Source organism: Croceicoccus mobilis, from assembly GCF_001661965.1.
GTDB classification, from domain to species: Bacteria; Pseudomonadota; Alphaproteobacteria; order Sphingomonadales; family Sphingomonadaceae; genus Croceicoccus; species Croceicoccus mobilis.
In genome coordinates, this window is the sequence record NZ_LYWZ01000022.1 from 702,820 (window position 1) to 727,695 (window position 24,876).

General features: G+C 63.8%; 26 protein-coding genes. 14 read left to right on the forward strand and 12 right to left on the reverse strand.

Going from position 1 to position 24,876, the window contains the following annotated elements:
• Window positions 1–8 precede the first annotated feature (8 nt).
• The gene (locus A9D13_RS10895; protein ID WP_066773350.1) at window positions 9–707 is read right to left on the reverse strand and encodes a dienelactone hydrolase family protein; all 699 of its coding nucleotides are present in this window, start codon (window positions 705–707) and stop codon (window positions 9–11) included.
• Window positions 708–836: 129 nt separating this feature from the next.
• Between A9D13_RS10895 and A9D13_RS10900 the strand changes: the two genes are divergently transcribed.
• The 6 genes from A9D13_RS10900 (at window position 837) to A9D13_RS10925 (ending at window position 6,841) form a co-directional block, all read left to right on the forward strand.
• Window positions 837–1,103 (forward strand): DUF6489 family protein, encoded by a 267-nt coding sequence (locus tag A9D13_RS10900; protein ID WP_066773352.1) that lies wholly within the window; start codon window positions 837–839, stop codon window positions 1,101–1,103.
• A gap of 52 nt (window positions 1,104–1,155) precedes the next feature.
• On the forward strand, window positions 1,156–2,442 hold the full coding sequence (gene mnmE / locus A9D13_RS10905; protein ID WP_066773354.1) for a tRNA uridine-5-carboxymethylaminomethyl(34) synthesis GTPase MnmE: 1,287 nt from the start codon (window positions 1,156–1,158) through the stop codon (window positions 2,440–2,442).
• Window positions 2,443–2,513: 71 nt separating this feature from the next.
• Window positions 2,514–4,373, forward strand: a complete 1,860-nt coding sequence (gene mnmG / locus A9D13_RS10910) for a tRNA uridine-5-carboxymethylaminomethyl(34) synthesis enzyme MnmG (RefSeq protein ID WP_066773356.1) — start codon at window positions 2,514–2,516, stop codon at window positions 4,371–4,373.
• A complete protein-coding gene (gene rsmG / locus A9D13_RS10915) occupies window positions 4,370–5,011 on the forward strand; it encodes a 16S rRNA (guanine(527)-N(7))-methyltransferase RsmG (RefSeq protein ID WP_066773359.1) in 642 nt (213 codons plus the stop codon). The genes mnmG and rsmG overlap by 4 nt, the downstream gene beginning before the upstream one ends.
• A gap of 67 nt (window positions 5,012–5,078) precedes the next feature.
• Complete coding sequence (locus tag A9D13_RS10920; RefSeq protein ID WP_066774039.1) at window positions 5,079–5,855, forward strand: ParA family protein; 777 nt, start codon at window positions 5,079–5,081, stop codon at window positions 5,853–5,855.
• Window positions 5,852–6,841 carry a ParB/RepB/Spo0J family partition protein gene (locus tag A9D13_RS10925; protein WP_066773362.1) on the forward strand — a complete coding sequence of 330 codons (990 nt, stop codon included), beginning with the start codon at window positions 5,852–5,854 and terminating at the stop codon, window positions 6,839–6,841. Before A9D13_RS10920 ends, A9D13_RS10925 begins: the two co-directional genes overlap by 4 nt.
• Here A9D13_RS10925 and A9D13_RS10930 read toward each other — a convergent pair.
• Window positions 6,838–7,320: a GAF domain-containing protein gene (locus A9D13_RS10930; protein ID WP_066773365.1), complete on the reverse strand. Its 483-nt coding sequence runs from the start codon at window positions 7,318–7,320 to the stop codon at window positions 6,838–6,840. The genes A9D13_RS10925 and A9D13_RS10930 overlap by 4 nt on opposite strands.
• A gap of 78 nt (window positions 7,321–7,398) precedes the next feature.
• Here A9D13_RS10930 and A9D13_RS10935 point away from each other — a divergent pair, with 78 nt between their 5' ends.
• Window positions 7,399–8,784, forward strand: a complete 1,386-nt coding sequence (locus A9D13_RS10935; protein WP_066773368.1) for a PQQ-dependent sugar dehydrogenase — start codon at window positions 7,399–7,401, stop codon at window positions 8,782–8,784.
• A gap of 13 nt (window positions 8,785–8,797) precedes the next feature.
• Here A9D13_RS10935 and A9D13_RS10940 read toward each other — a convergent pair whose 3' ends face one another.
• Complete coding sequence (locus A9D13_RS10940; RefSeq protein WP_066773371.1) at window positions 8,798–9,622, reverse strand: ATP-binding protein; 825 nt, start codon at window positions 9,620–9,622, stop codon at window positions 8,798–8,800.
• A gap of 66 nt (window positions 9,623–9,688) precedes the next feature.
• Here A9D13_RS10940 and A9D13_RS10945 point away from each other — a divergent pair, with 66 nt between their 5' ends.
• Entirely contained in the window at window positions 9,689–10,645 is a 957-nt protein-coding gene (locus tag A9D13_RS10945; protein ID WP_066773374.1) for an L-threonylcarbamoyladenylate synthase, read from the forward strand.
• Window positions 10,646–10,651: 6 nt separating this feature from the next.
• On the opposite strand, the gene A9D13_RS10950 is transcribed toward A9D13_RS10945, so the two are convergent.
• The 6 genes from A9D13_RS10950 to A9D13_RS10975 form a co-directional block, all read right to left on the reverse strand.
• Window positions 10,652–10,993 (reverse strand): hypothetical protein, encoded by a 342-nt coding sequence (locus tag A9D13_RS10950; protein ID WP_066773376.1) that lies wholly within the window; start codon window positions 10,991–10,993, stop codon window positions 10,652–10,654.
• Window positions 10,994–11,080: 87 nt separating this feature from the next.
• Entirely contained in the window at window positions 11,081–11,836 is a 756-nt protein-coding gene (locus tag A9D13_RS10955; protein ID WP_082922286.1) for a head GIN domain-containing protein, read from the reverse strand.
• 188 nt (window positions 11,837–12,024) lie between these two features.
• Window positions 12,025–12,555, reverse strand: coding sequence for a CarD family transcriptional regulator (locus tag A9D13_RS10960; protein WP_066773380.1), 531 nt, complete (start codon window positions 12,553–12,555; stop codon window positions 12,025–12,027).
• Window positions 12,556–12,916: 361 nt separating this feature from the next.
• The gene (gene fdxA, locus A9D13_RS10965; RefSeq protein ID WP_066773400.1) at window positions 12,917–13,255 is read right to left on the reverse strand and encodes a ferredoxin FdxA; all 339 of its coding nucleotides are present in this window, start codon (window positions 13,253–13,255) and stop codon (window positions 12,917–12,919) included.
• Window positions 13,256–13,294: 39 nt separating this feature from the next.
• Window positions 13,295–13,633 carry an RNA-binding S4 domain-containing protein gene (locus tag A9D13_RS20830; RefSeq protein WP_308420361.1) on the reverse strand — a complete coding sequence of 113 codons (339 nt, stop codon included), beginning with the start codon at window positions 13,631–13,633 and terminating at the stop codon, window positions 13,295–13,297.
• Window positions 13,630–16,206: a helicase-related protein gene (locus tag A9D13_RS10975; protein ID WP_066773403.1), complete on the reverse strand. Its 2,577-nt coding sequence runs from the start codon at window positions 16,204–16,206 to the stop codon at window positions 13,630–13,632. Before A9D13_RS10975 ends, A9D13_RS20830 begins: the two co-directional genes overlap by 4 nt.
• Window positions 16,207–16,448: 242 nt before the next feature.
• Between A9D13_RS10975 and A9D13_RS10980 the strand changes: the two genes are divergently transcribed.
• The 5 genes from A9D13_RS10980 to A9D13_RS11000 all read left to right on the forward strand — a co-directional run bounded on the left by A9D13_RS10980 (window position 16,449) and on the right by A9D13_RS11000 (window position 20,460).
• On the forward strand, window positions 16,449–17,978 hold the full coding sequence (locus tag A9D13_RS10980) for a M23 family metallopeptidase (protein ID WP_066773406.1): 1,530 nt from the start codon (window positions 16,449–16,451) through the stop codon (window positions 17,976–17,978).
• A gap of 74 nt (window positions 17,979–18,052) precedes the next feature.
• Window positions 18,053–19,042, forward strand: a complete 990-nt coding sequence (hemB, locus tag A9D13_RS10985; protein WP_066773413.1) for a porphobilinogen synthase — start codon at window positions 18,053–18,055, stop codon at window positions 19,040–19,042.
• A gap of 2 nt (window positions 19,043–19,044) precedes the next feature.
• Complete coding sequence (locus A9D13_RS10990; protein WP_066773416.1) at window positions 19,045–19,626, forward strand: GNAT family N-acetyltransferase; 582 nt, start codon at window positions 19,045–19,047, stop codon at window positions 19,624–19,626.
• The gene (locus tag A9D13_RS10995; protein ID WP_066773419.1) at window positions 19,623–20,198 is read left to right on the forward strand and encodes a gamma carbonic anhydrase family protein; all 576 of its coding nucleotides are present in this window, start codon (window positions 19,623–19,625) and stop codon (window positions 20,196–20,198) included. Before A9D13_RS10990 ends, A9D13_RS10995 begins: the two co-directional genes overlap by 4 nt.
• Window positions 20,179–20,460, forward strand: coding sequence for a DUF167 domain-containing protein (locus A9D13_RS11000; RefSeq protein WP_066773427.1), 282 nt, complete (start codon window positions 20,179–20,181; stop codon window positions 20,458–20,460). Before A9D13_RS10995 ends, A9D13_RS11000 begins: the two co-directional genes overlap by 20 nt.
• Here A9D13_RS11000 and A9D13_RS11005 read toward each other — a convergent pair.
• Complete coding sequence (locus A9D13_RS11005) at window positions 20,457–20,873, reverse strand: globin domain-containing protein (protein WP_066773430.1); 417 nt, start codon at window positions 20,871–20,873, stop codon at window positions 20,457–20,459. The genes A9D13_RS11000 and A9D13_RS11005 overlap by 4 nt on opposite strands.
• A gap of 164 nt (window positions 20,874–21,037) precedes the next feature.
• Between A9D13_RS11005 and wecB the strand changes: the two genes are divergently transcribed.
• Window positions 21,038–22,126 carry a non-hydrolyzing UDP-N-acetylglucosamine 2-epimerase gene (wecB, locus tag A9D13_RS11010; RefSeq protein WP_229665277.1) on the forward strand — a complete coding sequence of 363 codons (1,089 nt, stop codon included), beginning with the start codon at window positions 21,038–21,040 and terminating at the stop codon, window positions 22,124–22,126.
• Here wecB and A9D13_RS11015 read toward each other — a convergent pair.
• The gene (locus A9D13_RS11015) at window positions 22,123–23,718 is read right to left on the reverse strand and encodes a cisplatin damage response ATP-dependent DNA ligase (RefSeq protein WP_066773437.1); all 1,596 of its coding nucleotides are present in this window, start codon (window positions 23,716–23,718) and stop codon (window positions 22,123–22,125) included. The two genes, wecB and A9D13_RS11015, sit on opposite strands and share 4 nt — an antisense overlap.
• Complete coding sequence (locus A9D13_RS11020) at window positions 23,718–24,719, reverse strand: ligase-associated DNA damage response exonuclease (protein ID WP_066773440.1); 1,002 nt, start codon at window positions 24,717–24,719, stop codon at window positions 23,718–23,720. The genes A9D13_RS11015 and A9D13_RS11020 overlap by 1 nt, the downstream gene beginning before the upstream one ends.
• Window positions 24,720–24,876 lie beyond the last annotated feature (157 nt).

Here is a 24,876-nt window from a genome sequence, read left to right on the forward strand (position 1 = left end):
ATCCGGACTCAACCGAGATTGGCGGCGAAGAATTCCATCGTGCGCTTGTCGGCAAGCTGCGCGCCAGCTTCATCCCGGCGATTGCCGAACTGGGTGGCAAAGCCGTGGTCGAGCCCTTCGTAGTCATGCAACGTGACCTTGGGGTGATCGTCCAGTCCTTCGTGCATCGCCTTTTGTGCATCCGGTCCGACGAAGCCATCGGCGGTCGGGATGTGGAGCATCAGCGGTTCGGCGATGGCGTGTTTTTCGTTGAGCATCTGGTCGATCATCACGCCATAATAGCCGACAGAAGCGTTTACGTCGGTCCGTGCCGCCATCATATAGGCAAGCCGTCCGCCCGCGCAGTAGCCGACGCAACCGACTTTCGCGACGCCGAGTTCGCGACGCACATAATGTACGGTGGCTTCAAGATCCTTCACCGCCTGGTCGAAATCGAACTTGCCGAAATAATCGAATGCTTGCTGCATCTGTGCTTCGACGTCGGGGTCTAGTTCGATGCCCGGTTCGAAACGGAAAAACAGATCGGGCGCGATGGCGAGATAGCCGTCCTTTGCCAGCTGGTCGCATTTGTCGCGAATGCCGGCGTTCACGCCGAAGATTTCCTGAATCACGATGATCGCGGCACGGGGCTCTCCAGCAGGTTTCGCGACATAGGCACCAAAGCTGGCATCGCCTTCGAGCGTCTGGATGGTGGTGTCGAATTCCATGGAGAGTTCCTCTTTGTCGTTCTGCCCGTCTTCCTATGAATAGGAAGCGCCGATGGACATTGCCACCCGTCTGTGACAGCGTGCGCCCGCTGGTACAGTGTTTTGAGCCGAAAGAGGGGACCCGCCGCGATGAAGGTCAATGTCGAATTCGATTGTTCGCCCGAAGAGGCGCGGCGTTTCCTGGGTCTGCCCGACGTGAGCCGTGCGAACGAGGTGTATATCGACGCATTGGTCAACACGATGAAGGGCACCGGCAACATCGAGCAGTTGCAGGAGATCATCAAGAACTTCTCCCCCATGGGCGAATTCGGGTTGAAGATGTTCCAGCAGTTGATGGAAGGCGGCGCCATGGCGGCCTTTGGCGGAACGCCCAAGAACGGCAAGAAGAGCAACTGATCTTGTCTGTGCCCCCCTTGCCCTGATCGGGGGGAGGGGGCAAAGCCGCCTAATGGCAGCGGCTGACACCATCTTTGCATTATCGAGCGGTAGCCCACCGGCGGGCCTTGCAGTGATCCGTATCAGCGGATCGGCCGCAGGCGATGTATTGCTTGCTTTGGGTGGCCGGATTCCCCGTCCCCGTTATGCGAGCCTGATGCGCCTGCGCGATCCTGCCGATGGTTCGATGCTCGACGATGCGCTTGTTCTGTTCATGCCCGGCCCGAACAGTGCGACAGGCGAGGATTGCGCCGAATTGCATCTTCATGGTGGCCGGGCGCTGGTAGCGCGGGCACAGGCGGTGCTGGCCGATATGCCCAGCATGCGCCGTGCAGAGCCGGGCGAGTTTACCCTGCGTGCATTTCGGAACGGGCGAATGGATTTGGCCGAGGCAGAGGGGCTGGGAGATCTGCTTAACGCTGAAACCGAACTGCAATTGCGCAATGCGCAGGCGTTGACCGGCGGGGCCTTGTCTTCTGCAGTGGGCGAGTGGCGTGAAGCGGTGCTTGGCCTCTCGGCGCAGGTGGAAACGGCGCTTGATTTTTCCGATGAGGAAGATGGCGAGGGCGTCGAGCTGGATCTTGCGCCGCAATGCGGGATCTTGGCGAGGCAGATTTCGGAATGGCTGGATGCTCCGCGGGCCGAAATCCTGCGCGAAGGCTATCGTGTGGCGATTGGCGGCCCGCCGAACGCCGGAAAGAGCAGCCTTTTCAATGCCCTGATCGAAGAAGAAGCCGCCATTGCGACCCCGATCGCCGGTACGACCCGTGACGTGCTGCAGCGCAGCGTGGGATTGGGCGGAATCCCCTTTGTTTTTGTCGATACGGCAGGCTTGCGGGATCGAACCGATGACCAGATCGAGGCGATTGGCATAGAGCGCGCGTCACATGAAATCGCGCGTGCGGACCTCGTGCTTTGGCTTGGAGGGGAAGGGGAAGGTCCGGATGGGGCATGGGAGGTCGAAACGATGATCGACCTCACCGATTATCCTGCCAAGTCTGCGCCCCGCTTCCGGCTTTCTTCCGCGACGGGGGCGGGTGTGGCTGAACTACGCTCTGCCCTGATCGAGCGCGCGCGTTCGGCAATGCCGAAGCCTGGGCAGGTCGCGGTTAGCCAGCGTCAGGCTGCTCTTCTCGACGATGCTGCCACTGCCTTGCGCGGCGCTGCCATCGAAGGCGACCCGCTCATTCTTGCCGAAGCTCTGCGGCAGGCGCGGCTCTCATTCGACCGCCTGTTGGGTAAGACCGGGACTGAGGATATGCTCGACGCGCTATTCGGACGGTTCTGCATCGGGAAGTGAAATGTTCCACGTGGAACACTCATCGTCGCGTTTGCTTTGACCGACCCGCTTGCCCGCATTAAAGGGGCGGCGTGCATGAATTCGATGTCATCGTTGTCGGCGCCGGTCATGCCGGTTGCGAGGCCGCAGCTGCTGGGGCCCGCATGGGTGCGCGCACTGCGCTGATTACCTTCGATCCCGGAAAGACGGGCGCAATGTCGTGCAATCCGGCTATCGGCGGATTGGGTAAGGGCCATCTGGTCAGGGAGGTCGACGCCTTCGACGGATTGATCGCCCGCGCTGCCGACCATGCTGCTATCCACTATCGCATGCTCAACCGTTCAAAGGGCAGTGCGGTGCAGGGCCCGCGGATTCAGGCGGACAGGCGTCTGTTCCGCGAAGCAATACAGACCATGGTTCGCGGACAAGAGGGTCTCACCGAAATCGCCGGCGAAGTGTCTGGTCTGGTCCTGGATGGAGACCGGGTCGGCGGTGTCGTCTTGGCCGACGGCAGTGAACTTCGTGCCAGCGCCGTCATCCTGTGCACCGGCACCTTTCTGGGGGGCCGTCTGTTCCGCGGGGAAGATGTTTTCGAGGGCGGCCGGATACATGAAGCGGGGGCGCAGCTTCTTGCCGCCCAACTTCGCGATGCGGCTCTTCCGATGTCGCGCCTCAAGACCGGTACTCCGCCCCGGCTTGATGGTCGCACGATTGACTGGGCGCGACTGGAACGGCAGGAATCTGATGCTGACCAGTGGCTCATGTCGCCGCTATCGCGGCGGCGTAGCAACCCGCAAGTTTTCTGTGCGATCACCCGCACCAATGAGCGGGCGCATGACCATATTCGCAGCGGACTGGATCGCTCACCGCTTTTTTCGGGTGCCATCGACGCACGTGGACCGCGCTATTGCCCTTCGATTGAGGACAAGATCCATCGGTTTCCCGATAAGGACGGCCACCAGATCTTTCTGGAGCCGGAGGGGCTTGATAGTGCGCTGATCTATCCCAACGGGATCAGCACATCTCTGCCGGTCGATGTGCAGCTGGCCATGTTACAGGCGATCGAGGGGCTGGAACGGGTTCGGGTCGTGGAGCCGGGTTATGCGGTCGAGTACGATCACATTCATCCACGTGCCCTGTCAAAGGACCTACAGGTGAGGGCCCTGCCAGGCCTCTATTTTGCTGGTCAGATCAATGGCACAACAGGATATGAAGAGGCGGCTGCGCAAGGCCTGCTTGCAGGGTTGAACGCTGCGGCCAGCGTGCTTGGCCGCGCTGGGCCGGCGATTGATCGCTCGAACAGCTACATGGCGGTAATGGTCGATGACCTCACGCTTCATGGCGTTTCCGAACCCTATCGCATGCTGACAGCGCGCGCCGAATACCGGCTTCGACTGCGGGCGAATAATGCTGTCAGCCGTCTCACACCAGTCGCTCGTGAGGTCGGATGTCTCGGCGAAGATCGTCGACAGTGGTATGAAGAGCGGGAAGCGGCGCGAAAGACCGTCGATGATTGGCTGAACACACCCATCGCCCCCTCCGAACTTGTTTCACGTGGAACACAGGCTCGGGCCGACATGGGCCGGTTGACGATGCGTGAGTGGTCCCGTTTTGAGAATATACGGGATGATCTGGAAGCCTTGGCCATTTTTGACGGCATCGCCATTGATCCAGACATGGCAGAGGAGGTGCGCGAAGATCTGCTCTATGCGCCCTATCTCGAACGTCAGGATGCTGAGCTTCGCGACCTAAAGGCGGCTGATGCTGTACCCATTCCGCCGGAGTTTGCTTATGGCGCCCTACCCGGACTTTCCAATGAGATGATTGAAAGACTGGAAAGCGCAAAGCCCGACACGGTCGCGGATGCATCGCGAATTCCCGGAATCACGCCTGCAGCGCTAGCGGTTCTGGTCGTTCAACTGCGAAAATTCGGAACACGGGTCCAGGCATGACGGGACTGCAAATCGACAGTCTGGATCGTGAGAAAGCTCAGCACTGGTTGCGCGAAAATCTTAGTTGCAGCGATCCAGTGATCGCCAAGCTTGATCAGTTTGTAGGCCTCTTGCTTGATGAGGCCGAGCGCCAAAACCTCGTCGCGGATGCGACGAAGCCGGTTTTCTGGACCCGGCACGTGATCGATAGTGCGCAATTGCTTTTGCATGTTCCACGTGAAACAGCTTTGCAATGGGTCGATCTCGGCTCCGGGGCCGGGCTGCCCGGCCTCGTTAATGCGATCATCGCTCCGCACCATAGATTCACTTTGGTCGAACGGCGGCCGCTTCGCACCGATTGGCTCAACAGAGCTGTTGATCGGCTGGATATCAAGAATGTCGAAGTCGTCTCCGCGCCGGTTTCAGCATTGCCGGATCAGAGCTTCGATGTCATCACCGCACGTGCGTTTGCGCCGATGCCAAAGCTATTTGCCATGGCAAAGCGGTTTGCATCGGGGAAAACCCTGTGGATCTTACCCAAGGGAAAGTCGGCAAAACAGGAAATGTCGGCAATTCCGGGTTGGCAAGGCAGGTTCCACGTGGAACCTTCAGTGACAGACGGCGAATCGGGAATCATCGTCGGATCGCTTCAGCCATGATGCGCTTGCCAGGCTTGACGCATGGGTTCGGGCGATGCGGGACCAGTTTAATCGGTGGGGTATGCGGATGATTGTGATTGCGATCGCCAACCAAAAGGGTGGTGTGGGAAAGACGACGACTGCGATCAATCTGGCCACTGCCTTTGCAGCGTCGGGTTGGCGCAGCCTGCTGATTGATCTGGATCCTCAGGGCAATGCCTCTACGGGCTTGGGGATTGGATCGGCCGATCGCGAGAATTCCAGCTATGAGCTGCTGCTGGACGAAGCTGCGCTTGCCGACTGCACACGTGAAACCTCGATCCCGCTTCTCGACATTGTTCCGGCCACTGTCGACCTGTCGGGTGCCGAGGTGGAGCTGGTGGGTGTCGATGGCAGAACGCAGCTGCTTCGCAACGCGCTAGAGGGTTGCGGCGATTACGACATTGCCTTCATCGATTGTCCTCCTTCACTAGGGCTGCTGACGCTCAACGGGCTTGTCGCGGCGGATAAGCTGCTCGTTCCGCTTCAGTGCGAATTCTTTGCGTTGGAAGGGCTCTCGCAGCTGTTGCAGACGGTCGAACAGGTGCAGCAGCGTTTCAACGCCGATCTTGGCATCGTGGGAATCACGCTCACCATGTATGACCGTCGCAATCGGTTGACCGACCAGGTTTCCGATGATGTGCGCGAAGTGCTGGGCAAGCTGGTGTTCGACACCGTGGTGCCGCGCAATGTCCGCCTGTCCGAAGCGCCGAGCCATGGGCTTCCGGCGCTTGTCTATGATCACAATTGTGCCGGTTCGCGCGCCTATATGGATCTTGCGCGGGAATTGATCGACCGGCTCCCCGAACGGAGGAAAGCGGCATGAACAAGCCCGCGACGAAGCCCGATCCCAAACCTGCCAAGCGCCGCGCCGCGCTGGGCCGGGGTCTTGGCGCTCTCTTGGGCGATGCGCAGCGCGAGGAGCCGGTTGCACGTGCACCCTCTGCCGATGCGCCAGCAGCTGGAGCTAGTGCCGCTGCGCCCGCTGCGGTGATCGAGGCTCCCAGCAGCGGACTTGCCTCGCTGCCCATCGCATCGATCGAACCGCACCCCGAAAACCCGCGTGTGGAGTTCGAGGAAGGCGCTCTGGAAGAGCTGGCCGCCTCGATCGGTGCGCGCGGCGTGATCCAGCCGGTGATCGTGCGCCCCGGTGCGGGCGGCCGGTATCAGCTGGTCGCCGGTGAGCGCCGCTGGAGGGCCGCTCAGAAGGCACAACTCCATGAAATTCCAGCAATTATTCGCGATCTCAATGACCGGGAAGTCACCGCGCTTGCCCTGATCGAGAATATTCAGCGCGAAGATCTCAATCCGATGGAAGAGGCGAGGGCGTATAATCGCCTGTCCAACCGCGATGGCATGGCGCAGGCCGAAATCGCCAAGCTGGTCGACAAGTCGCGCAGCCATGTGACGAACCTGATGCGCCTGCTCAGCCTGCCCGAAGGGGTGCAGACCCGCGTGGAGAAGGGCGAGTTGTCGATGGGCCATGCCCGCGCGCTCATCAATTGCGAGGATGCCGAGGTGATCGCCGAGCAGGCCATCGCGAAGAAGCTTTCTGTCCGCGATGTCGAACGCATGGTGCGCAAGGCGAATGCCGGCGATGCGCCGGCACCCGCTCGCCGCACGGCGCGCGAACCTCGGCCCGGAGAGGATGCCGACATCCTTGCCGTGCAGACGCAGCTGGAAGAGGCGCTGGGTTTGCCGGTGCAGATTCAGGCGGATGCCGATCCGGCTTCGGGCACGGTCACGATCCGCTACAAGACGCTGGATCAGCTCGACCTTGTCTGCCAGCGCCTGACCGGCGGCGAAATCTAGATACGCGTCGACAGGATCGCGGCCAGCTTTTCGAGGCCGGCGCGGTCCTCTTCGTCGAAGAAATCGGTGGTAGGGCTGTCGAGGTCGATGACCGCGACGGCTTTTCCATCGCGCAGGACCGGCACCACGAGTTCGCTTCGGCTGTTGGCGTCGCAGGCGATATGGCCGGGGAAGGCATGCACATCGGGCACCAGCTGGCTTACGCCCGTTTCGGCAGCCGCGCCGCACACGCCCTTGCCGAATGGGATGCGGATGCAGGCGGGCAGGCCCATGAACGGCCCCAGCACCAGTCCACCATCGACATTGCGATAGAAACCGGCCCAGTTCAGCCCCGGCACGAAATGCCAGATCAGCGATGCGACATTGGCCATGTTGGCGGTCGCATCCGGCTCATCAGTGGTGATGGCAGAGGCGGCCTCGGCCAGCTCTGCATAGCGCAGCGGTTTATTGTCGGGCTCTGTCGGGGCAAATGTGTACATGCGCGCCGTTTAGGCCCGCGCGCACCCTGCTAGCAAGCGCCATTGCGGCATCGCGCGCGTCCGCCTATCTAACACCGCATGTCCACGACCCTGCGCAAAGCCCTGATCATAGCCGCGATTATCATCGTGGCCCTTGCCATCATCATCTGGTTCATCCTGCAGCCGCAGAAATCGGAATATGATGAGGCGCAATTGATGGGGACCGACCCCGTCATCGCCGAAAAGCGGCCCGAAACCTTCCCCTCGATCGGCATTCAGGATCCCATTGGCTGGAAGGATGGCGAGACACCGACCGCGGCGGAGGGGCTGACCGTCACCCGCTTTGCCGAAGGGCTGGATCACCCCCGTTCGATCCTCGTGCTGGAAAACGGCGATGTGCTGGTGGCAGAGACCAACAGCCCGCCGCGCGAAGCGGGCGGCATCACCGACCGTATCGCTGGCATGCTGATGTCGAAGGCCGGGGCAGGGGTCCCGTCAGCGAATCGGATCAAGCTTCTCCGCGATACCGATGGCGATGGCGTGGCCGATAGTGCGACGGTACTGCTCGATGGCCTCAATTCGCCGTTTGGCATGGTCGTGCGCGACGGGCGGCTGATCGTCGCCAATACCGATGCGGTGCTTTCCTTCCCCTTCACCCCGGGCGACACCTCTATCCCCAAGGGTGAGGAATGGCAGCTGATGGCATTGTCGGGCGGCGGCAACCATTGGGCGCGCAACATCGCGCTTTCGCCCGATGGCAATTCACTGTTCGTGTCGGTGGGTTCGGCCAGCAATATCGGCGAAAACGGCATGGATGCCGAGGAAGGCCGCGCCCAGATCCGCGAGTATAATTTCACCACCCAGCAGGAACGCCGCTATGCCGAGGGGCTGCGCAATCCGATGGGCCTCGCCTTTGAACCGAACAGCGGCGAACTGTGGACCACGGTGAACGAACGCGACATGCTCGGCCCCGACGGCCCGCTCGATTATCTTACCAATGTCCCGATTGGCGCGAATTACGGCTGGCCGTGGATCTATTGGCGCTTCACTTTCGATGACCGGGTGGAGGCGCCGATGCCGCAATATCTGCAGCAATATACCCGCTGGCCGGAATATTCGCTGGGGGCGCATGTCGCGCCGCTGGGGCTGGTGTTTGCCAATGATGGGGCGCTGGGTCCTGATTATGCCAGCGGCGCCTTCGTGGCCCGCCATGGTTCGTGGAACCGTGTGCCGCCAGCCGGTTACGACGTGATCTTCGTTCCTTTTGACGAGCGCGGCAATCCGCTGGAGGATACGCCCGCCAAGACCGTGCTTTCAGGCTTCCTGACCGCAGACAAGGAAGAGACCCATGGCCGACCGACATGGCTGGCCTGGGACAGGAACGACCTGCTTGTCAGTGACGACACTGCAGGGATCATCTGGCGCGTCACAGGGGCCGGTTCCGCCGCTTCGGCCGGTGAGGAGGCCGAAACCCCCGCGGAGTGATCCAGCAGGCGCGCTAGTCCAGAGAGCGACCGGCGCGCCCTGCCAGCTCGGCGATGTAATGGCGCGCCACGCGGCCCGATCGGGCGCCCCGCTGGCGCGACCATGTCAGCGCCTCGCCGCGATCCCATTCCAGACCGTAATGATCCGCATAGCCTGCGACGATGGCGAGGTAATCGTCCTGGTCGCATTTGTGGAAACCGACGGAGAGACCGAAGCGATCCGCCAGCGCCAGCGCATCATCCATGTCGTCTCGCGCGTTGACCGGATCGTCCTGCTGCTCCTGCGTGCGTGAAACGATGGTACGGCGGTTGCTGGTCACGGCAATGCGGACATTGGCGGGGCGAGGGGTTACGCCACCTTCGAGCAGGGAACGCAGCGCACGGGCCTCGTCCTCGCGCTCGAACCCGATGTCGTCGATAAAGACGAGGAAGTGTCTTTCACGGCCCTTCAGCACCGCGAACAGCGTCGGAAGCGTGTGCAGCGCATCGCTGGCGGCCTGTACCAGCGCGATATCGCCCTGATCGCTGGCCGCTGCCACGGAAGAGCGCACCAGCGCCGATTTTCCCATGCCGCGCGCGCCCCACAACAGCATGTCATGCGCCTCGGCCCCGCGCGCGAGGCGAGCGGTGTTTTCGGCCACGATGTCGCGCTGACGCTCGACCCCGCGCAGCAGCGACAGCGGGGGCGCCGCGATGACATCATGGCCGGTCAGCGCCTTCCCGTCCCAGCCATAGGCGGGAAATGCATCGGGATCGGTCATGCCGTCGGCGGGCGGCGCCATCCGGTCCAATGTGTCGGCGATGCGGACCAGCAGGGAAGCGATGTCGGTTTCAGCCATGATCTGTGCGTGCGCCTTTACAGCTTTTGGATTGTCGAGCGGCTGACGAGCCTATAGCGACGCCGCATGAGCGCTGCCAATGCCCGGAATGATTGTCCCGAAATACTTGCGCTGAGCGAGGAGGCGCTGAAGCGCGCCCATCGCCTGCTGGAGGCGGGCAAACCGGTCGCGATCCCGACCGAGACGGTTTATGGCCTTGCCGCCCGCGCCGACCGGGATGCGGCGGTGGCCGCGATTTACGAAGCGAAGGGAAGGCCGAGCTTCAACCCGTTGATCGTGCACGTATCGGACCGCGTGGCGGCGGAGGGACTGGCCCTGTTCGACAGCCGCGCGGCGAAACTGGCGGACCGGTTCTGGCCGGGGCCGTTGACCCTGGTCCTGCCCCGGCGGGAAGAGGCTGCGCTGGCGGCTGCCACGACCGCAGGTCTTCCCACGGTGGCGATCCGTTGTCCCGCGCATCCTGCCGCGCGGGCGCTGTTACAGCTTTGCGCATTCCCGCTGGCAGCACCCTCGGCCAATCGCAGCGGTGCGGTAAGCCCCACGACCGCAGCCCATGTCGCGGACTCGCTGGCGGGCAGGATCGATCTGGTCGTCGACGGCGGGGCGACAGCCGGCGGGATCGAATCCACGATTGTCGCAGTCGATGCCGATGGCTGGCGCATGCTGCGACCCGGCCCGATCACAGCGGATGACATCGGCGCCTGCCTTGGCGAAGCCATGAGCGAAGAAGCAGGCAAGGGTATCGAGGCACCCGGCCAGCTCGCCAGCCATTACGCGCCGGGCAAGCCCGTGCGCCTGCATGCGGGCGATGCCGAGCCCGACGAATATCTCATCGGCTTTGGCGATATCGACGGTGACACGAACCTGTCCGAAACGGGCGATCTGTATGAAGCGGCGGCGCGGCTTTATGCCTGCCTGCACATGGCTGCGGCGAGCGACAGGCCGCGCGTCGCGGTGGCGAGCGTGCCTGAAACGGGAGTTGGTGCGGCCATCAATGACCGCCTGCGACGTGCTGCGGCCTGATCGCGCCTAATCAACCGGCGCAGGTATGGTCGGCCAAAGCGCCTCGATCTGAGCATAGGTGGCGCGCGCCTTGTCGCAGGCGTCCTGATCGCCGTCGAAGCAATCCTCACGCTGCTTTTCATATTTGCGCTCAAGCTTGCCGAGCTTTTCCTCGCGCTTGCGCAATTCGCGGCCCCGCTTTTCGTCGGCTTCCGACTGGCTGGTCGTGGCCATGTCGACCGCACTGCCAGCGGCGCGCACCGGAAGGGTGGCGACATCCAGCGCGGTCTTGGCGATGCATCCGCCCAAAAGCGGCGTCGCGGCGCAGGCAAGGATCGCCAGCATCGGGCGTGAAGAACGGGCAGGCATGATCGAACTCCCTGGTCAGGAGAGTATCATGCCTGCCGGGGATGGCCCTAGACTGAACTGTCGTGGTTAACGCCTGGGCCAGCAGGCTCAGGCCGGTTCGCAGACCACGCTGCCCGACCCCATGCCCTTCACCTTGCAGCGCGCGCGGCCCTTGACCACGACCGAGCCGGAGCCTGCCATATTCGCCTCAACCTCGCCATCGCTGGCAAAGCTGCCGCCGCCCGAACCCATGATGTTGATCTTCGCTGCCCCGGTCTCAAGCGCGTCGAGCTTCGCCGAACCCGACCCCGCGATCTTGAGCGAGAGCTTCTCCGCCTTGCCCGATGCGACCAGCGAGCCCGATCCCATCACGCGGACTTTCAGCTTGCCGACCGCGACCTTGTCGCAGATGGCGCTGCCCGATCCGGCGATCTGGATCTTGGCATCATCGCCCGAGAGCGTGGCGCAATGGACTGAACCCGATCCCATCAGCGAGATCTTGCGCAGCGAAGGCGTGGTGACAGTAACGGTCACGCTCTGGCCGGAGCGTTTGCCGGCGCGCATGATGGCAAGCTTGCCATCCTCCAGCTTAAAACGCAGCCCGTCATCGGCTTCCGGCTCGCCCACGACCTCTATGGCAAGTTTGTCGCCTGCGATCACCTTGACCGTATCGGGGCCGAGCAGGGCGATGGAGCTGATCTGCACCCCTTCCAAATCCAGCTCCTCGAGCTTTTTGCCGTCGGGCTGGTCCATGCGGAATTTCGTCTTGTCGAAGCCTTCGAGGTTCTCGAAAGCCTTGGACATCGCCATGCCCGCCATCGCGGAAATGAACTCGCCCAGATTGTCGAACTGCTTGCCGGCCATGTGCCGTTCTCCCTAGCTGTGTTAGCGTAACAATACAGCATGTAGGTGCGGGCGGCAAATGGCGCAGCCCTTGGCATCGGTGAAGTGCGGATGTGGATCGACGAACGACGATTCTCCCGGAAACCAACGGAAAAGGGCCGCGAGTCGTGAAACCCGCGGCCCTTTTCGCTTTGAACGGCAGTGCCTGATCAGGCGGTCTGCTGCTCATAGTACTTGGGTGCATACTCGTTCAGGATCTCGAGGATCTTGGCGAGGGCGGCCGGTTCGTCGGTCTTTTCCATCGCGGCCAGTTCGCGCGCAAGGCGGCTGGAAGCAGCTTCGAAGATCTGGCGTTCGGAATAGCTCTGCTCCGGCTGGTCGTCGGCGCGGAACAGGTCGCGGGTCACCTCGGCGATCGACACGAGGTCGCCCGAATTGATCTTCGCTTCATATTCCTGGGCGCGGCGCGACCACATGGTGCGCTTGACCTTGGGCTTGGACTTCAGAACGTCCATCGCCTCACGCAGGGTCTTGTCCGACGACAGCTTGCGCATGCCGATGGATTCAACCTTGTTCACGGGAACGCGCAGGGTCATGCGTTCCTTTTCAAAGCGCAGCACATAGAGTTCGAGCTGCATCCCGGCGATCTCCTGGCTTTGCAGCTCGATCACGCGGCCGACACCGTGCTTGGGGTAAACTACATAGTCACCGACATCAAAGGCGAGAGCCTTGGCAGTCATGCAATGTCCTTTCTATGGCGAATCCGCCCGGTGAAAGCGTGGCTGAGGGGGCATATTGCCGCCCGGGGGGAGCCAAAGACTTCCTTCCTGTGCCGAGGGGATCGGCCCACGATGAAGTCACGCCTGCGGGATAGTTCGCCTTTCCTGACGCAGCCTGGCGGAGCGATTTCCGCCGACCGGGCAGGTTTTTACCATAAAATGACAGGAAAGGCGAGTCTTGTGCGTTTCGCGCAAGTTAGCGGCCCTAACCCCGCGCAGCGCAAGGTTAATGACGCGTCACATCATGCCCGATTCGCGCATGATTCGCGCGGTGTCCGGGCCCAGTAAATCAGGACGTCGGGAATCCCCGAACGCTGAAAGATCAATCGCCCTCGCCGGGTTCGGCGGAGAAATACTTCTCGAACTTGCCCTCTTCGCCCTTGTGCTCGTCGGCATCGGCGGGCGGGTCACGCTTGATCGTGATGTTGGGCCATTCGGCGGAATATTGCGCATTGACTTCCAGCCACTGCTCCAGCCCGTTTTCGGTGTCGGGAAGGATGGCCTCGGCGGGGCATTCGGGTTCGCACACGCCGCAATCGATGCATTCGCTGGGATTGATCACCAGCATGTTTTCGCCTTCGTAGAAGCAGTCGACGGGGCAGACCTCGACGCAATCCATGAATTTGCATTTGATGCAGGCATCGGTGACGACATAGGTCATGAGAACTGGTCCCTTGGAAGGCGTTACTTAACCCGCCTGCTATGGCCGCATGTCCGGATCGTCAAGCGCCGGTGTTACGGTTTCGCCGATATGGCCGCCTGAACCAAGCTCGCGATAATGACTTTGCGCTTCTAACGCGGGCCCGCGGCGAGTGGGCAGAGACGCCAGTTCGATGACGCGAATGGCGCGGCCCAGCGGGACTGTCAGCACGTCTCCGGCGCATACGGGCTGCGACATGCGGGTGACGCGGATCCCATTGCGGCGGATATGACCCGATCCCACGATCTCCTGCGCCGCAGAGCGGCTTTTCGCGAGGCGCAGCATCCATAAAAGGCGGTCGATCCGCAGGCTTTCGCCCCGATCCCCGCATTCGCTCACTGCATCAACTCCGCCAATTCGGCAAAGGGGTTGCCGGGTGCGGGGCGAGGGGCAGGGCGCGTGGGCCGCTTTGCACCACCGCGCGCCTGCGGGGGCGGGCCGTCGCGGCGCGGGCGCCAGCGGAAACGCGGCGGGCTGGGCGGGCCGAACATCGTTTCCGGCAGGGCAGGCGGGCTCTCGGCGGTAAAGCCTGCTTGCCGCAAAAGATGCGCATAGGCCTTCGTCGTCAGCCCCATCGACAGCGCCATGGTCGGGTCGAGTGCGAAGCGAGCCGGTTTTGAATGGCGGCGGCTTTTGCGAGCGGGCTTGCCATCGCTCCAGCGGGTTCGGCGCTGGTGCGCCTCGTGCAAAAGGCGTTCCGCCATGTCGATGCGCACCAGCCTGTCGCCCGCGCGGCGATAGGCGGCGGGCACGGCCCCGCGCCGATCGGCAAGCGTGGCGGGCAGGTTCGGTTCGACCAAGAGGGGTCTGTTTGCCGATAGCGCCGAGAGCGCAGCGAAAGCGGCCAGCGGCTTTGGCTTCAGCATCGCGGGCATGAATACGTCCAATGCCCCGATCTTCACGCCCAGCCTGCGCAGCCGGTGACGCTGTTCGCCCGAAAGCGCGCGCACGCCGGCCTCGTCCCGCTCGGCAATGCCGCCGCCTTCGGCCAGGCGGATCAGCAGGGCGCGCAATTCGGGACCGGCATCGAGTTCCTGTGCTGCCGCCTCGATCCGTGCCAGCGGCTTCAGCACCGCGAGTTCGCCATCGAGCCATTGGACCAGCGCCCGTTCGACCTCCGCGCGGCGCTGCGGCGATAGCGGGTCCAGCGCGGGTTCCAGCCGAAGTGCCGGAGCCATGAGCTTCTTCCCCGCCTCAAGCTGGGCGACGCGATGTCCGCGCCACAGGATATGGCTGGCTTCCCAGCTCAGCCCTTCGCCCTGTGCCGCATCATCCAGCAGCAGCTTTGCCCGCTTGTCGAGCAATTGGGGCAGGTGCTTTTCAGCGGCGGCCAGCAGCAGGCGCCGCATCTCCAGCCGGGCCTGCGGATCGACGCGGAACGCGAAACCGTCGAGATGGCCGATCTCTTCCCCATCGACGAGCACCGCGTCATTTTCGCCCAGGGTCACCGGCAGCAGCCCCGCATCGGCGCCCAGCTTGCGCATCAGCACGGCGGTGCGGCGATTGACGAAGCGTTCGGTCAGCCGGTCGTGCAGCGCCTCGGACAATTTGCGTTCGACCAGATGCGCGCGCTCGGCCATTTCCTCGCGCTGGAGCAGCCAGTCGGGGCGCTGCGCGATATAGGCCCAGCTGCGGATCGCGGCGATCCGGCCCTGCAGCGTGCCGATATCGCCGCCGGTTCGGTCCAGCTCGGCAATGCGGGCGGCGGCGTAATCATGCGCGATATGGCCAAGGCCGGTGGACAGTTCCTGCCACAGACGCGCCACGAAACGGGCATGGTTGTCCGCACCCAGCTGCCGGAAATCGGGAAGCGAACATGCCTCCCAGAACCGCGAGACCATCGCTTTGCCGCGTACGCCACGGGCAATGCGGTCATCGGCGGAAAGAATGCGCGCCACGGCAAGGTCGATGGCTTCAGGTGCTGCCGCCAATGCTTCATCGTCGGGGCTGGCATCCAGATCGGCGATCAGCGTCGTCAGCGAATCCATGCGGGGCCGCGCATCGCGCCAATAAAGGCGCTGGAGCGGGGGGAAACTGTGATTTTCGATCGCGAAGATCTCGTCATCGCGGAATTCCGCGCCGTCTTCCCCTGCCAGCACGCCAAAGGTGCCGTCGGTCTGATGCCGCCCGGCGCGGCCTGCGATCTGCGCCATTTCGGCAATCGTGAGGCGGCGGCGGCGCTGCCCGTCGAATTTCGCCAGCGAAGCAAAGGCGACATGATTGACATCGAGATTGAGCCCCATGCCGATTGCATCGGTGGCGACGATGTAATCGACCTCGCCCGACTGGAACATCTCGACCTGCTTGTTACGGGTCTGGGGCGATAGCGCCCCCATCACCACGGCAGCACCGCCGCGGAACCGGCGCAGCATTTCAGCGACGGCATAGACCTGCTCTGCCGAAAAGGCGACGACGGCGCTGCGCGGCGGCAGGCGGGAAAGTTTCACCGGCCCTGCATGGGTCAGCGTGGAAAAGCGTGGGCGCGAGATGATCTCGGCTTCGGGCACCAGCGCCTGCACCATGGGGGTGAGCGAGGAGGAGCCGAGGATCATCGTCTCTTCGCGGCCGCGCGCGTTGAGCAGGCGGTCGGTAAAGACATGGCCGCGTTCGGGATCGGCGCCCAACTGCGCCTCGTCGATCGCGACGAAGGCGAGGTCGGCATCGCGGTCCATCGCCTCTGCCGTGCAGAGCTTCCAGCGCGCGTTCGGCGGGTCGATCCGCTCTTCGCCCGTGATCAGGGCAACCCGGTCCGGCCCCTTGATCGCCACGACGCGGTCATAGACCTCACGCGCCAGCAGCCGAAGCGGAAAGCCGATCGCGCCGCTCGAATGGGCGCAGAGCCGTTCGACGGCCAGATGGGTCTTGCCGGTGTTGGTGGGGCCCAGCACGGCCTTGATTTCAGGCGCACTCATCGTGACGGGGAATGTGGCAGTTGCACCCGCCTCCCGCAAGCGATGGGGATGGGCCAATCCCCGACATGCGCAAATTCAACCGTTTGCCGCACAGAAGGGGCGTTTCGTCGATCACACGGCGAATTTGACCGTGGGTTAAGTTTCCGGTGCGCAAAATCATCGGCCACAGCTGTGACATCAAGGGATCCGCATCAAGGGTCGCCCCTCTCCCCAACGGGGGCAAGGACGGAACGACAAGCGTTATGACCGCGACGGACGCGCGCGGGGCCGGCCCGAAGGGGCCAATGGGCACCGCACGAAAAATCAGGGCAAAGGCAGCCGCAAGCGGCGACGACACGCCGCTGGCCGCGCGCTGGGTCAGTGACCTTGGCGCCGATATCGGCAGCCCGCGCTGGTTCCGCTCGCTTGGCCTGCTGGTCGCACTGGTCGCGGTGACCTTTGCCTTCTGGCCCGATTTCTCTGCCCTGCATGCCGCCGCGCCTGTCCGCCTGTCGGATGAAGAGCGCGACGAATACAGGAGCCAGATGATCACGCCGCTGGCGCTGGGGGCCGACAGCGGACGCCGCATGGCGCCGACGCGGCTGGTCGTGCCGCTGGCCAATGCGCCCGAACGCCCGGTCGTCGAACTGACCGCGACCATCGGCAAGGACGACACGCTGCCGGACCTTTTGCGCCGCGCAGGTGTCAGCGGCATGGATAGCGAGCGGGTCGAGGCGCTGATCGGCGGCGCGCTGCCCGCAGGCGACATCAAGGACGGCACCGCCTTTGACATCACATTGGGCCGCCGCACCAATCCCAGCCAGCCGCGTCCCCTGGAAAAATTGAGCTTTCGGGCGCGCTTCGACCTTGAACTTACCGTGGCGCGTGAAGGCGGACCGCTGGCGCTGGAGCGCCGCAATATCCTCGTCGACGATACGCCGCTGAGGATCACCGGCACGGTGGGGTCCAGCCTTTATCGCGCGGCGCGCGCAGCGGGCGCACCGGCGAAATCGGTGCAGCAATATCTGAAGGCGATCGGCGCGCAGCTCGATCTCAACCGGCAGGTCGGGGCGGGCGACACCTTCGACATGATCATCGATTACAAGCGGGCCGAGACCGGTGAGGTCGAGGTTGGCGACGTGCTTTACGCAGGGCTTAGCCGCAAAGGCAGCGCGCGGGCGCAATTGCTGCGCTGGGGCAAGGACGGGCGGTTCTATGACGCCGATGGCGAAGGCGAATTGCGCGAAGGGCTGATCAAGCCGGTCAACGCGCCGGTCGGTTCGGGCTATGGCATGCGCCGCCACCCCATTTTGAAGATCAACCGCATGCACAAGGGGCTGGATTTCCGGGCGCGTTCGGGCCTGCCGATCTATGCGGTGACCGATGGCACTGTCGCGATGGCCGGGCGCAATGGCGGTTATGGCAATTACGTGAAACTGAACCATGGCGGCGGGCTTGGCACCGGCTATGCGCATATGAGCAGGATCGCGGTGCGCCGCGGCCAGCATGTCAAGCGCGGGCAGGTAATCGGCTATGTCGGCTCGACCGGCCTGTCGACCGGCGCGCATCTGCATTACGAGCTTTATCGCAATGGCCGCGCGGTGAACCCCAATTCGGTCAACTTCGTGGTGCGCCAGCAATTGTCCTCCGCCGAACTCAGGCAGTTCCGCCAGCAGCTGGTCGAGTTGAAGAAAGTGAAGCCGGGCGCGGCGCTGGAGCCGCTGGCGGCGGAAAAGGACCAGCCGGTGAAGGAAGTGCGCGAGGCCGATCTTCTTTCCAACGCGCCGGAATAAGGGGCGGCTGCGAAGGGTGGGACAAAAGCGCCCACTTTTCATCGGCCCGCGAAAGGTGCACATCGCACCCCATCATGAGTCAATATCCGCATCTGCGCCTGCGCCGCACCCGCGCCACCGCCTGGAGCCGCGCGCTCCACCGCGAAACCGTCCTGACCCCTGCCGACCTGATCTGGCCAGTCTTCGTGACCGAAGGGAAGGACAATGTCGAAGACATCCCCTCGCTGCCCGGCGTGTCGCGCGGATCGGTCGATGTCATCGCGAAAAGGGCGAAGGAAGCGGTGAGCCTTGGCATTCCATGCCTTGCCCTGTTTCCCAACACGCCCGCCCATTTGCGCGACGACACGGGGACGGAGGCGCATAATCCCGATAATCTGATGTGCCGCGCCATCCGTGCGATCAAGGATGCCTGCGGCGACGATATCGGCCTTCTGACCGATGTCGCGCTCGATCCCTATACCAGCCACGGTCAGGACGGCCTGCTGGACGAGGCGGGCTATGTCGAGAATGACGCGACGGTCGATGCGCTGGTCGGGCAGGCGCTCAATCAGGCCTCTGCCGGTGCCGATATCGTCGCCCCGTCGGACATGATGGACGGCCGTATCGCCGCTATCCGCGAGGCGCTGGAGGAAACCGGCCACGCCAATGTCCAGCTGATGGCTTATGCCGCGAAATACGCCAGCGCGTTTTATGGCCCGTTCCGCGATGCGGTGGGCTCGCGCGGCCTGCTGAAGGGCGACAAGAAAACCTACCAGATGGACCCCGCCAATTCGGACGAGGCGCTGCGCGAGGTGGAACTGGACCTGGCCGAGGGCGCGGACAGCGTGATGGTGAAGCCGGGGCTTCCCTATCTCGATATCATCCGCCGCGTGCGCGACAATTTCGAGGTTCCCGTCTTCGCCTATCAGGTGAGCGGCGAATACGCGATGATCGAGGCCGCCGTGGCCGCCGGCGCAGGCGAGCGCGAGGCGCTGGTGCTGGAGACGCTCACTTCCTTCAAGCGGGCGGGGACCAGCGGCGTGCTCACCTATCACGCTCCGCTGGCGGCCAAGCTCTTGGGCTGATCGTGGCCAGCGCCGCATCTTTCCGGCTGGAGACCGACCGGCTGATTCTGCGCGAGTGGGAGGAGGGCGAGTGCCTCGACTGGCTGATGGCGACCAATACCGAGCCGGTGATGCGCTGGCTGGGCGGTATCCAGAGCGCTGAATCGCTGGCCGGAAGCGTCGCGCGGCTGGAACAGGTGCGGCGCGATCATGGCCATACGTTCTGGGCGATGGAGCGGAAGGACGACGGCGAACACCTGTCCGGCGAAGTCATCGGCTTTTGCGGGCTGAAGCGCACGGATCTCGACCCCGACAACTCCGGCGACATGGAGATCGGCTGGCGTCTTTGCGAAAACGCCTGGGGCATGGGCTATGCCCGCGAAGCGGCACAGGCATGCATGGATGCCGCCTTCACCCGCTTTGCCGCACCCTTCGTCGTCGCGCTGACGGTGATGGAAAACACCGCCAGCTGGGGGCTGATGGAACGGCTTGGCATGCAGCGGCGCGAGGATCTGGATTTCACCGTGCCCGAGGGCAAGCGCTTTGCGGGCGACAAGATCATCCTCTATGCGATCACGCGCAAGCAATGGGAAGCCAACCAATGATCGACCGTCCCGACGTCACCATCCTGCCTATCCACGGCAAGACCCCGAAGATCCACGACAGCGCCTTCATCGCGCCCGGTTGCCGGATCATCGGCGATGTCGAGATCGGACCGGATGTGAGCATCTGGTACAATTGCGTGATCCGCGCCGACGTGAACCGCATCCGCATCGGCGCGCGCACCAATGTGCAGGATGGCTCAGTCATCCATTGCGACAGTCCCAAGCCCGGACAGGAAGAGGGCTGGCCCACCCTGATCGGAGAGGACGTGCTGATCGGCCACATGGCGATGGTCCATGGCTGCACGATCGAAAAGGGCGGCTTCGTCGGGCTGGGCGCGATCGTGATGAATGGCGTCGTGATCGGTGAAAACGGCATGGTCGGCGCCGGCGCGATGGTGACCGAGAACAAGCGGATCGGCCCGCGCGAACTATGGGTGGGTCGACCAGCGAAGCTGGTGCGCGAACTCGCCGATGCCGCGGTGGAGGGCATGGCCGAGGGCGTCACCCATTATGTCGAGAACGGCAAGGACCACGCCGACGCGCTGAAAGAGCATGGCCAGGCCGAAGGCTGACTTTCCCGCACCCGCCGATATTCGCGCTTTGGCCGATGGCGAAGGGCGGCTGGCGCTGCGCGTCACGCCGGGGGCTTCGCGTGATGGGCTGGCGATAGAGGATGGCAGGCTGCGCGCCCGCGTGTCGGTCGCGCCCGAAGGGGGCAAGGCGAACAAGGCGGTCATCAGGCTGGTCGGCAAGGCACTGGGTGTCGCGCCATCGACCATCACCTTGCTGCGCGGCGATACGTCGCGCGAAAAGCTGCTGCAGATCCCCGATTAGGCGGCGTTCGCCGGAATCCCGGCCATGGATCGCGCCATCCTGCCCAGATGCGCACCCAGTTCGTCCGCCATGTCGCGATTGGCGACATCGGCCGCGGCGATGGCGCGTTCCATGGCGTCGGCCCATTGCCCCGCCGTGGTGCTATCGATCGGCATCTTGCCATGGACGGAGAACATGCAGCGCCCGGGATTGGCCTCGAACCAGTCCCTTGGCCCACCGGCCCAGCCGGATAGGAAAGCGGTCAGCGCATCGCGCATGCCTGCCAGATCGGCACCATGCATGGCGCGCAATTCGGCATAGGCGGGATCGCTGTCCATCAGATCATAGAACCGGCTGACGATATCCTGGAAAGCCATTGTTCCGCCCATGATATGAAAAGGCGTGCGCGGTGTCTGTTTGGCCGTGTCTGACATTTCATCCTGCCGGTAACCCAGCCTTCCCGCTAGACCGGACAGGGGCGAGGGGCATTGACACGTGTCAAAAATGCCCGCTGGCATCTGTTGCCGCCTGCGGCAATTGGTGTACGCAAGGCGGCAAGAACGTTTCGCATTCGGAAAAGGGGTCGCAAGCCTTGCCCGTGCTGGTCGTCGCCGGAACGCGTCCGGAAATCATCAAGCTATTACCCGTGATGCAGACGGCCCGTGCGCGCGGCGATATGGCGGTGGAACTTTGCCATTCGGGACAGCATGCCGATCTGGGGCGCGAGATTCTGAATGCGGCGGGGGTGGTGCCTGATCATCTGCTGGAACGTCCGCAGGCACGCGATACTGCTGCGCTGCTGGCGGGGTTACAGGCGAATATCGGCGAAGTGATCAACCGGATGAAGCCCCGCGCCGTGGTGGTACAGGGCGATACGGCGACCACTCTGGCGGGTGCGCTGGCCGCATTTCACCGACAGATACCGATCGCCCATGTGGAGGCGGGCCTCAGGTCGCACGATCTCGCCTCGCCATGGCCGGAGGAAGGCTATCGCCGCATGGTCAGCGCCATCGCCCGCTGGCATTTCACGCCGACACCCGCCGCCACGGAAGCGCTGCGCCGGGAAAACGTGGCGCAAGAAGCGATCACGCATACGGGCAATAGCGTTATCGACACGCTGCATTGGGCAGTATCGCGGCTGGATGCCGAACCGGCGCTGGGCGGGGAAGCCGCGCGGCTGATCGAGGGAGCGAAAGGGCGCAATCTGGTGCTCGCGACCGTGCACCGCCGCGAGGCTGACGCGCAGGCGCTGGGCCGGATCGCCTGCGGCATCCGGCGTCTGGCCGAGGAAACGGGCTGCCATGTCGCCATGCCGCTCCACCCACGCGCCGAAAGCGAAATTCTGAGCGAGGCGCTGTCCGGACATCCGCAGATCGCCTTGACGGGTCCTCTCGCATATTTCGCGTTCCTGCAGCTGATGCGCGCTTCGCGCCTGATCCTGACCGATTCGGGCGGGGTGCAGGAGGAGGCGGCGGCGCTGGGTCGGGCGACGCTGGTCCTGCGCGACGTGACCGAACGGCCCGAAGCGATAGCGGCGGGGACGGCCGTGCTTGTCGGCCATGACCCGGACCTGATGCTGGCAGAGGCGAGGGCGGCACTTGCCCGGCCGCTGCCCGCACCAAGCGATGTTTTCGGCGATGGCCGCGCCGGGCAGCGCATTGTCGAGGTGCTGGCCCGCGACCTCTAGTCGCGTACCAGCGCCTGCAGCGCCTCGATCCGGTCTGCCTCATGCGCGGGCTTGTCCTTGCGGATGCGGTGAATGCGCGGAAACCGCATTGCGAGGCCGGATTTATGCCGCTTGCTTGCGTGGACGGAATCGAATGCGATCTCCAGCACCAGCGACTTGTCCGTTTCGCGCACCGGGCCGAACCGGTTGACCGTGTTCTGGCGCACATGACGGTCGAGCCATTTCAGTTCCTCATCGGTAAAGCCGAAATAGGCTTTGCCGACGGGCAGCAGCTCTGCGCCCTTGTCCGGATCGCCGTTCCAGCAGCCGAAGGTGAAGTCGGAATAGAAGCTCGAGCGCTTGCCGCTCCCGCGCTGCGCATACATCAGCACGCAATCGATCAGCAGCGGATCACGCTTCCATTTATACCACAGCCCGGTGCGCCGCCCCGCGACATAGGGGGAATCGCGGCGTTTCAGCATCACCCCCTCGATCGCGTCGTCGCGCGCCTTTTCGCGGATGGCGGACAGGGCGGCGAAATCCTCAGCCTCGATCAGCGAGGAGATATCGAACCGGTCGGGGTCGAGCCGGTCCATCAAGCTTTCCAAAGCGGCGCGGCGCTGCTGCCAGCCCAGTTCGCGCAAGTCTTCGCCATCGGCCAGCAGCACATCGTAAAGCCGAACGAAGGCAGGCGCCTCGGCCAGCATTTTCTTCGATACCGTCTTGCGGCCCAGCCTTTGTTGCAAGGCGTTGAAACTGGCCGCGCCGCCCTCTTCACCGCCCTGATGCGCGCCGCGGACCAGCAATTCGCCATCCAAGACAGCGGGGAAGGGCAGCGCGTCAGTCATTTCGGGAAATGTGTGCGAAATATCGTCGCCCGAGCGCGAATAGAGCCGCGTCTCACCCGCGACATGAACGAGCTGCACGCGAATCCCGTCCCATTTCCATTCCGCCGCATATTCGGTCAGATCGAGCTCGGTCTCCTCCAGCGGATGGGCCAGCATGAAGGGGCGGAACAGCGGCACGCTGTCGAGATCGGGCGGCGCCTCGCCCTTCGCGGCCCATGCGAAGAGATCGGGATAAGGCGCGGTGATGCCGTGCCAATATTCCTCCACTTCCTCGACGGGCACGTCGAACGCCTGCGCAAAGGCGGTTTTGGCGAGCCGCGCCGACACGCCGATGCGCATGGCTCCGGTGGCGAGCTTGATCAGCGCATAGCGGGCATTGGCATCGAGCCGGTCGAGCAGCTTTGGCAATTCGCCCGCGACATTGGCGCGGGTCATGGCCGACAGGATCGCAACGACTTCGTCAAGCGAGGGCGGGGGCGGGGGTTCCACAGGCGGATCGGGCCAGAGCAGGCTGACGGTCTCCGCCGTATCGCCGACGTAATCGCGGCTAAGGGCATAGAGGGTGGGATCGACCCGCTCCATCATCAGGCGGCGCACGGTGGCGGCTTTTACCGCCGGGAAATCCAGTTCACCGGTCAGCGCCGCCATCGCCCAACCGCGATCGGGATCGGGCGTCGTTCGCAAGTAATCCGCGATCAGCGCCAGCTTCGCATTGCGCGAGGAGGTATAGGTCAGCCGGTCGATGAGATGGGCGAACGCCTGCATCAGTCGTCCTCGTCCTCATATCCCACCATGGCGAGCGCGCGGGCGCGGCGCTGGTTCAATTGGCACCAGCGCAGCAAGGCTTCCTCGCGCCCATGGGTGATCCAGCTTTCCTGCGGGTTCACTTCGGAGATGGTGTCGGTGAGTTCCGCCCAGTCGGCATGGTCGGAGATGATGAGCGGGAGTTCGACATTCCTTTGCCGCGCGCGCTGGCGGATGCGCATCCAGCCCGACGCCATGGCGGTGACGGGATCGGGCAGGCGGCGACTCCAGCGGTCATTCAGGGCGCTGGGCGGGCAGACGACGATGCGGCCTTTCATCTCCTCCTTGTCGGCGCCGGTCGCGGGGCGCAGCTCGCCAAGGGGGATGCCGTGATCCTCGTAAAGCGCGCACATGCCTTCCAGCGCGCCATGGATATAGATCGGCGCGTCATGCCCGGCCGCCCGCAGTTCCGCGATCACCCGCTGCGCCTTGCCCAAGGCATAGGCGCCGACCGCAACGCAGCCTTCGGGGCGCTGCTCCAGCGCGGTCAGCAGCTTGGCGATCTCCTCGGTAATGGGCGGGTGGCGGAATACGGGCAGGCCAAATGTCGCCTCGGTGATGAAGATGTCGCAGGGGACGACTTCAAAGGGCGGGCAGGTGGGATCGGGGCGGCGCTTGTAATCGCCGGTGATGACGACTCGCTCTCCGGCGTGTTCGAGCAGGATCTGCGCGCTTCCCAAGACATGGCCCGCCGGGAAATAGGTCGCGGTGACGCCGCCGCCCAGATCGACCGATTCGCGCAATGGGACGGGGATGCCTTCCGCCTCTACCCCATAGCGCAGGCCCATGATCGCCAGCGTTTCGGCTGTCGCATAGACCTTGCCGTGTCCGCCGCGCGCATGATCGGCGTGGCCATGGGTGACAAGGGCGGTTTCGACAGGCCGCGCCGGATCGACCCAGGCATTGCAGGGCGTGACGTGAATCCCGTGAGGTTCGGCGCGAATCCAGCTGAAATCACGCATATGCGCGGCTCTGGAGCAGGAGGGGCGAATTCAGAGAGTGAGGCATCCTGATAGAGCCAATGCTGGATGCACGCTCTTCGTTCCACTGTACCCTTCCATGGCGCCGATCCACAGACGCGCCCCATACGGCCCGACGCGTGTCTTTCACCGCCTGTCC

Coding starts and splice junctions, on each gene's coding strand:
- A9D13_RS10935 (WP_066773368.1), top strand. CDS start 7,399: ATGTCCACGACCCTGCGCAAAGCCCTGATCATAGCCGCGATTATCATC.
- A9D13_RS10900 (WP_066773352.1), top strand. CDS start 837: ATGAAGGTCAATGTCGAATTCGATTGTTCGCCCGAAGAGGCGCGGCGT.
- A9D13_RS11000 (WP_066773427.1), top strand. CDS start 20,179: ATGGCCAGGCCGAAGGCTGACTTTCCCGCACCCGCCGATATTCGCGCT.
- rsmG (WP_066773359.1), top strand. CDS start 4,370: ATGACGGGACTGCAAATCGACAGTCTGGATCGTGAGAAAGCTCAGCAC.
- A9D13_RS10950 (WP_066773376.1), bottom strand. CDS start 10,993: ATGCCTGCCCGTTCTTCACGCCCGATGCTGGCGATCCTTGCCTGCGCC.
- A9D13_RS10920 (WP_066774039.1), top strand. CDS start 5,079: ATGATTGTGATTGCGATCGCCAACCAAAAGGGTGGTGTGGGAAAGACG.
- A9D13_RS11020 (WP_066773440.1), bottom strand. CDS start 24,719: ATGCGTGATTTCAGCTGGATTCGCGCCGAACCTCACGGGATTCACGTC.
- A9D13_RS10930 (WP_066773365.1), bottom strand. CDS start 7,320: ATGTACACATTTGCCCCGACAGAGCCCGACAATAAACCGCTGCGCTAT.
- hemB (WP_066773413.1), top strand. CDS start 18,053: ATGAGTCAATATCCGCATCTGCGCCTGCGCCGCACCCGCGCCACCGCC.
- A9D13_RS10895 (WP_066773350.1), bottom strand. CDS start 707: ATGGAATTCGACACCACCATCCAGACGCTCGAAGGCGATGCCAGCTTT.
- A9D13_RS11015 (WP_066773437.1), bottom strand. CDS start 23,718: ATGCAGGCGTTCGCCCATCTCATCGACCGGCTGACCTATACCTCCTCG.
- A9D13_RS10995 (WP_066773419.1), top strand. CDS start 19,623: ATGATCGACCGTCCCGACGTCACCATCCTGCCTATCCACGGCAAGACC.
- A9D13_RS10960 (WP_066773380.1), bottom strand. CDS start 12,555: ATGACTGCCAAGGCTCTCGCCTTTGATGTCGGTGACTATGTAGTTTAC.
- A9D13_RS10980 (WP_066773406.1), top strand. CDS start 16,449: ATGACCGCGACGGACGCGCGCGGGGCCGGCCCGAAGGGGCCAATGGGC.
- A9D13_RS10925 (WP_066773362.1), top strand. CDS start 5,852: ATGAACAAGCCCGCGACGAAGCCCGATCCCAAACCTGCCAAGCGCCGC.
- fdxA (WP_066773400.1), bottom strand. CDS start 13,255: ATGACCTATGTCGTCACCGATGCCTGCATCAAATGCAAATTCATGGAT.
- mnmE (WP_066773354.1), top strand. CDS start 1,156: ATGGCAGCGGCTGACACCATCTTTGCATTATCGAGCGGTAGCCCACCG.
- A9D13_RS10975 (WP_066773403.1), bottom strand. CDS start 16,206: ATGAGTGCGCCTGAAATCAAGGCCGTGCTGGGCCCCACCAACACCGGC.
- A9D13_RS11005 (WP_066773430.1), bottom strand. CDS start 20,873: ATGTCAGACACGGCCAAACAGACACCGCGCACGCCTTTTCATATCATG.
- A9D13_RS10940 (WP_066773371.1), bottom strand. CDS start 9,622: ATGGCTGAAACCGACATCGCTTCCCTGCTGGTCCGCATCGCCGACACA.
- A9D13_RS10945 (WP_066773374.1), top strand. CDS start 9,689: ATGAGCGCTGCCAATGCCCGGAATGATTGTCCCGAAATACTTGCGCTG.
- A9D13_RS10955 (WP_082922286.1), bottom strand. CDS start 11,836: ATGGCCGGCAAGCAGTTCGACAATCTGGGCGAGTTCATTTCCGCGATG.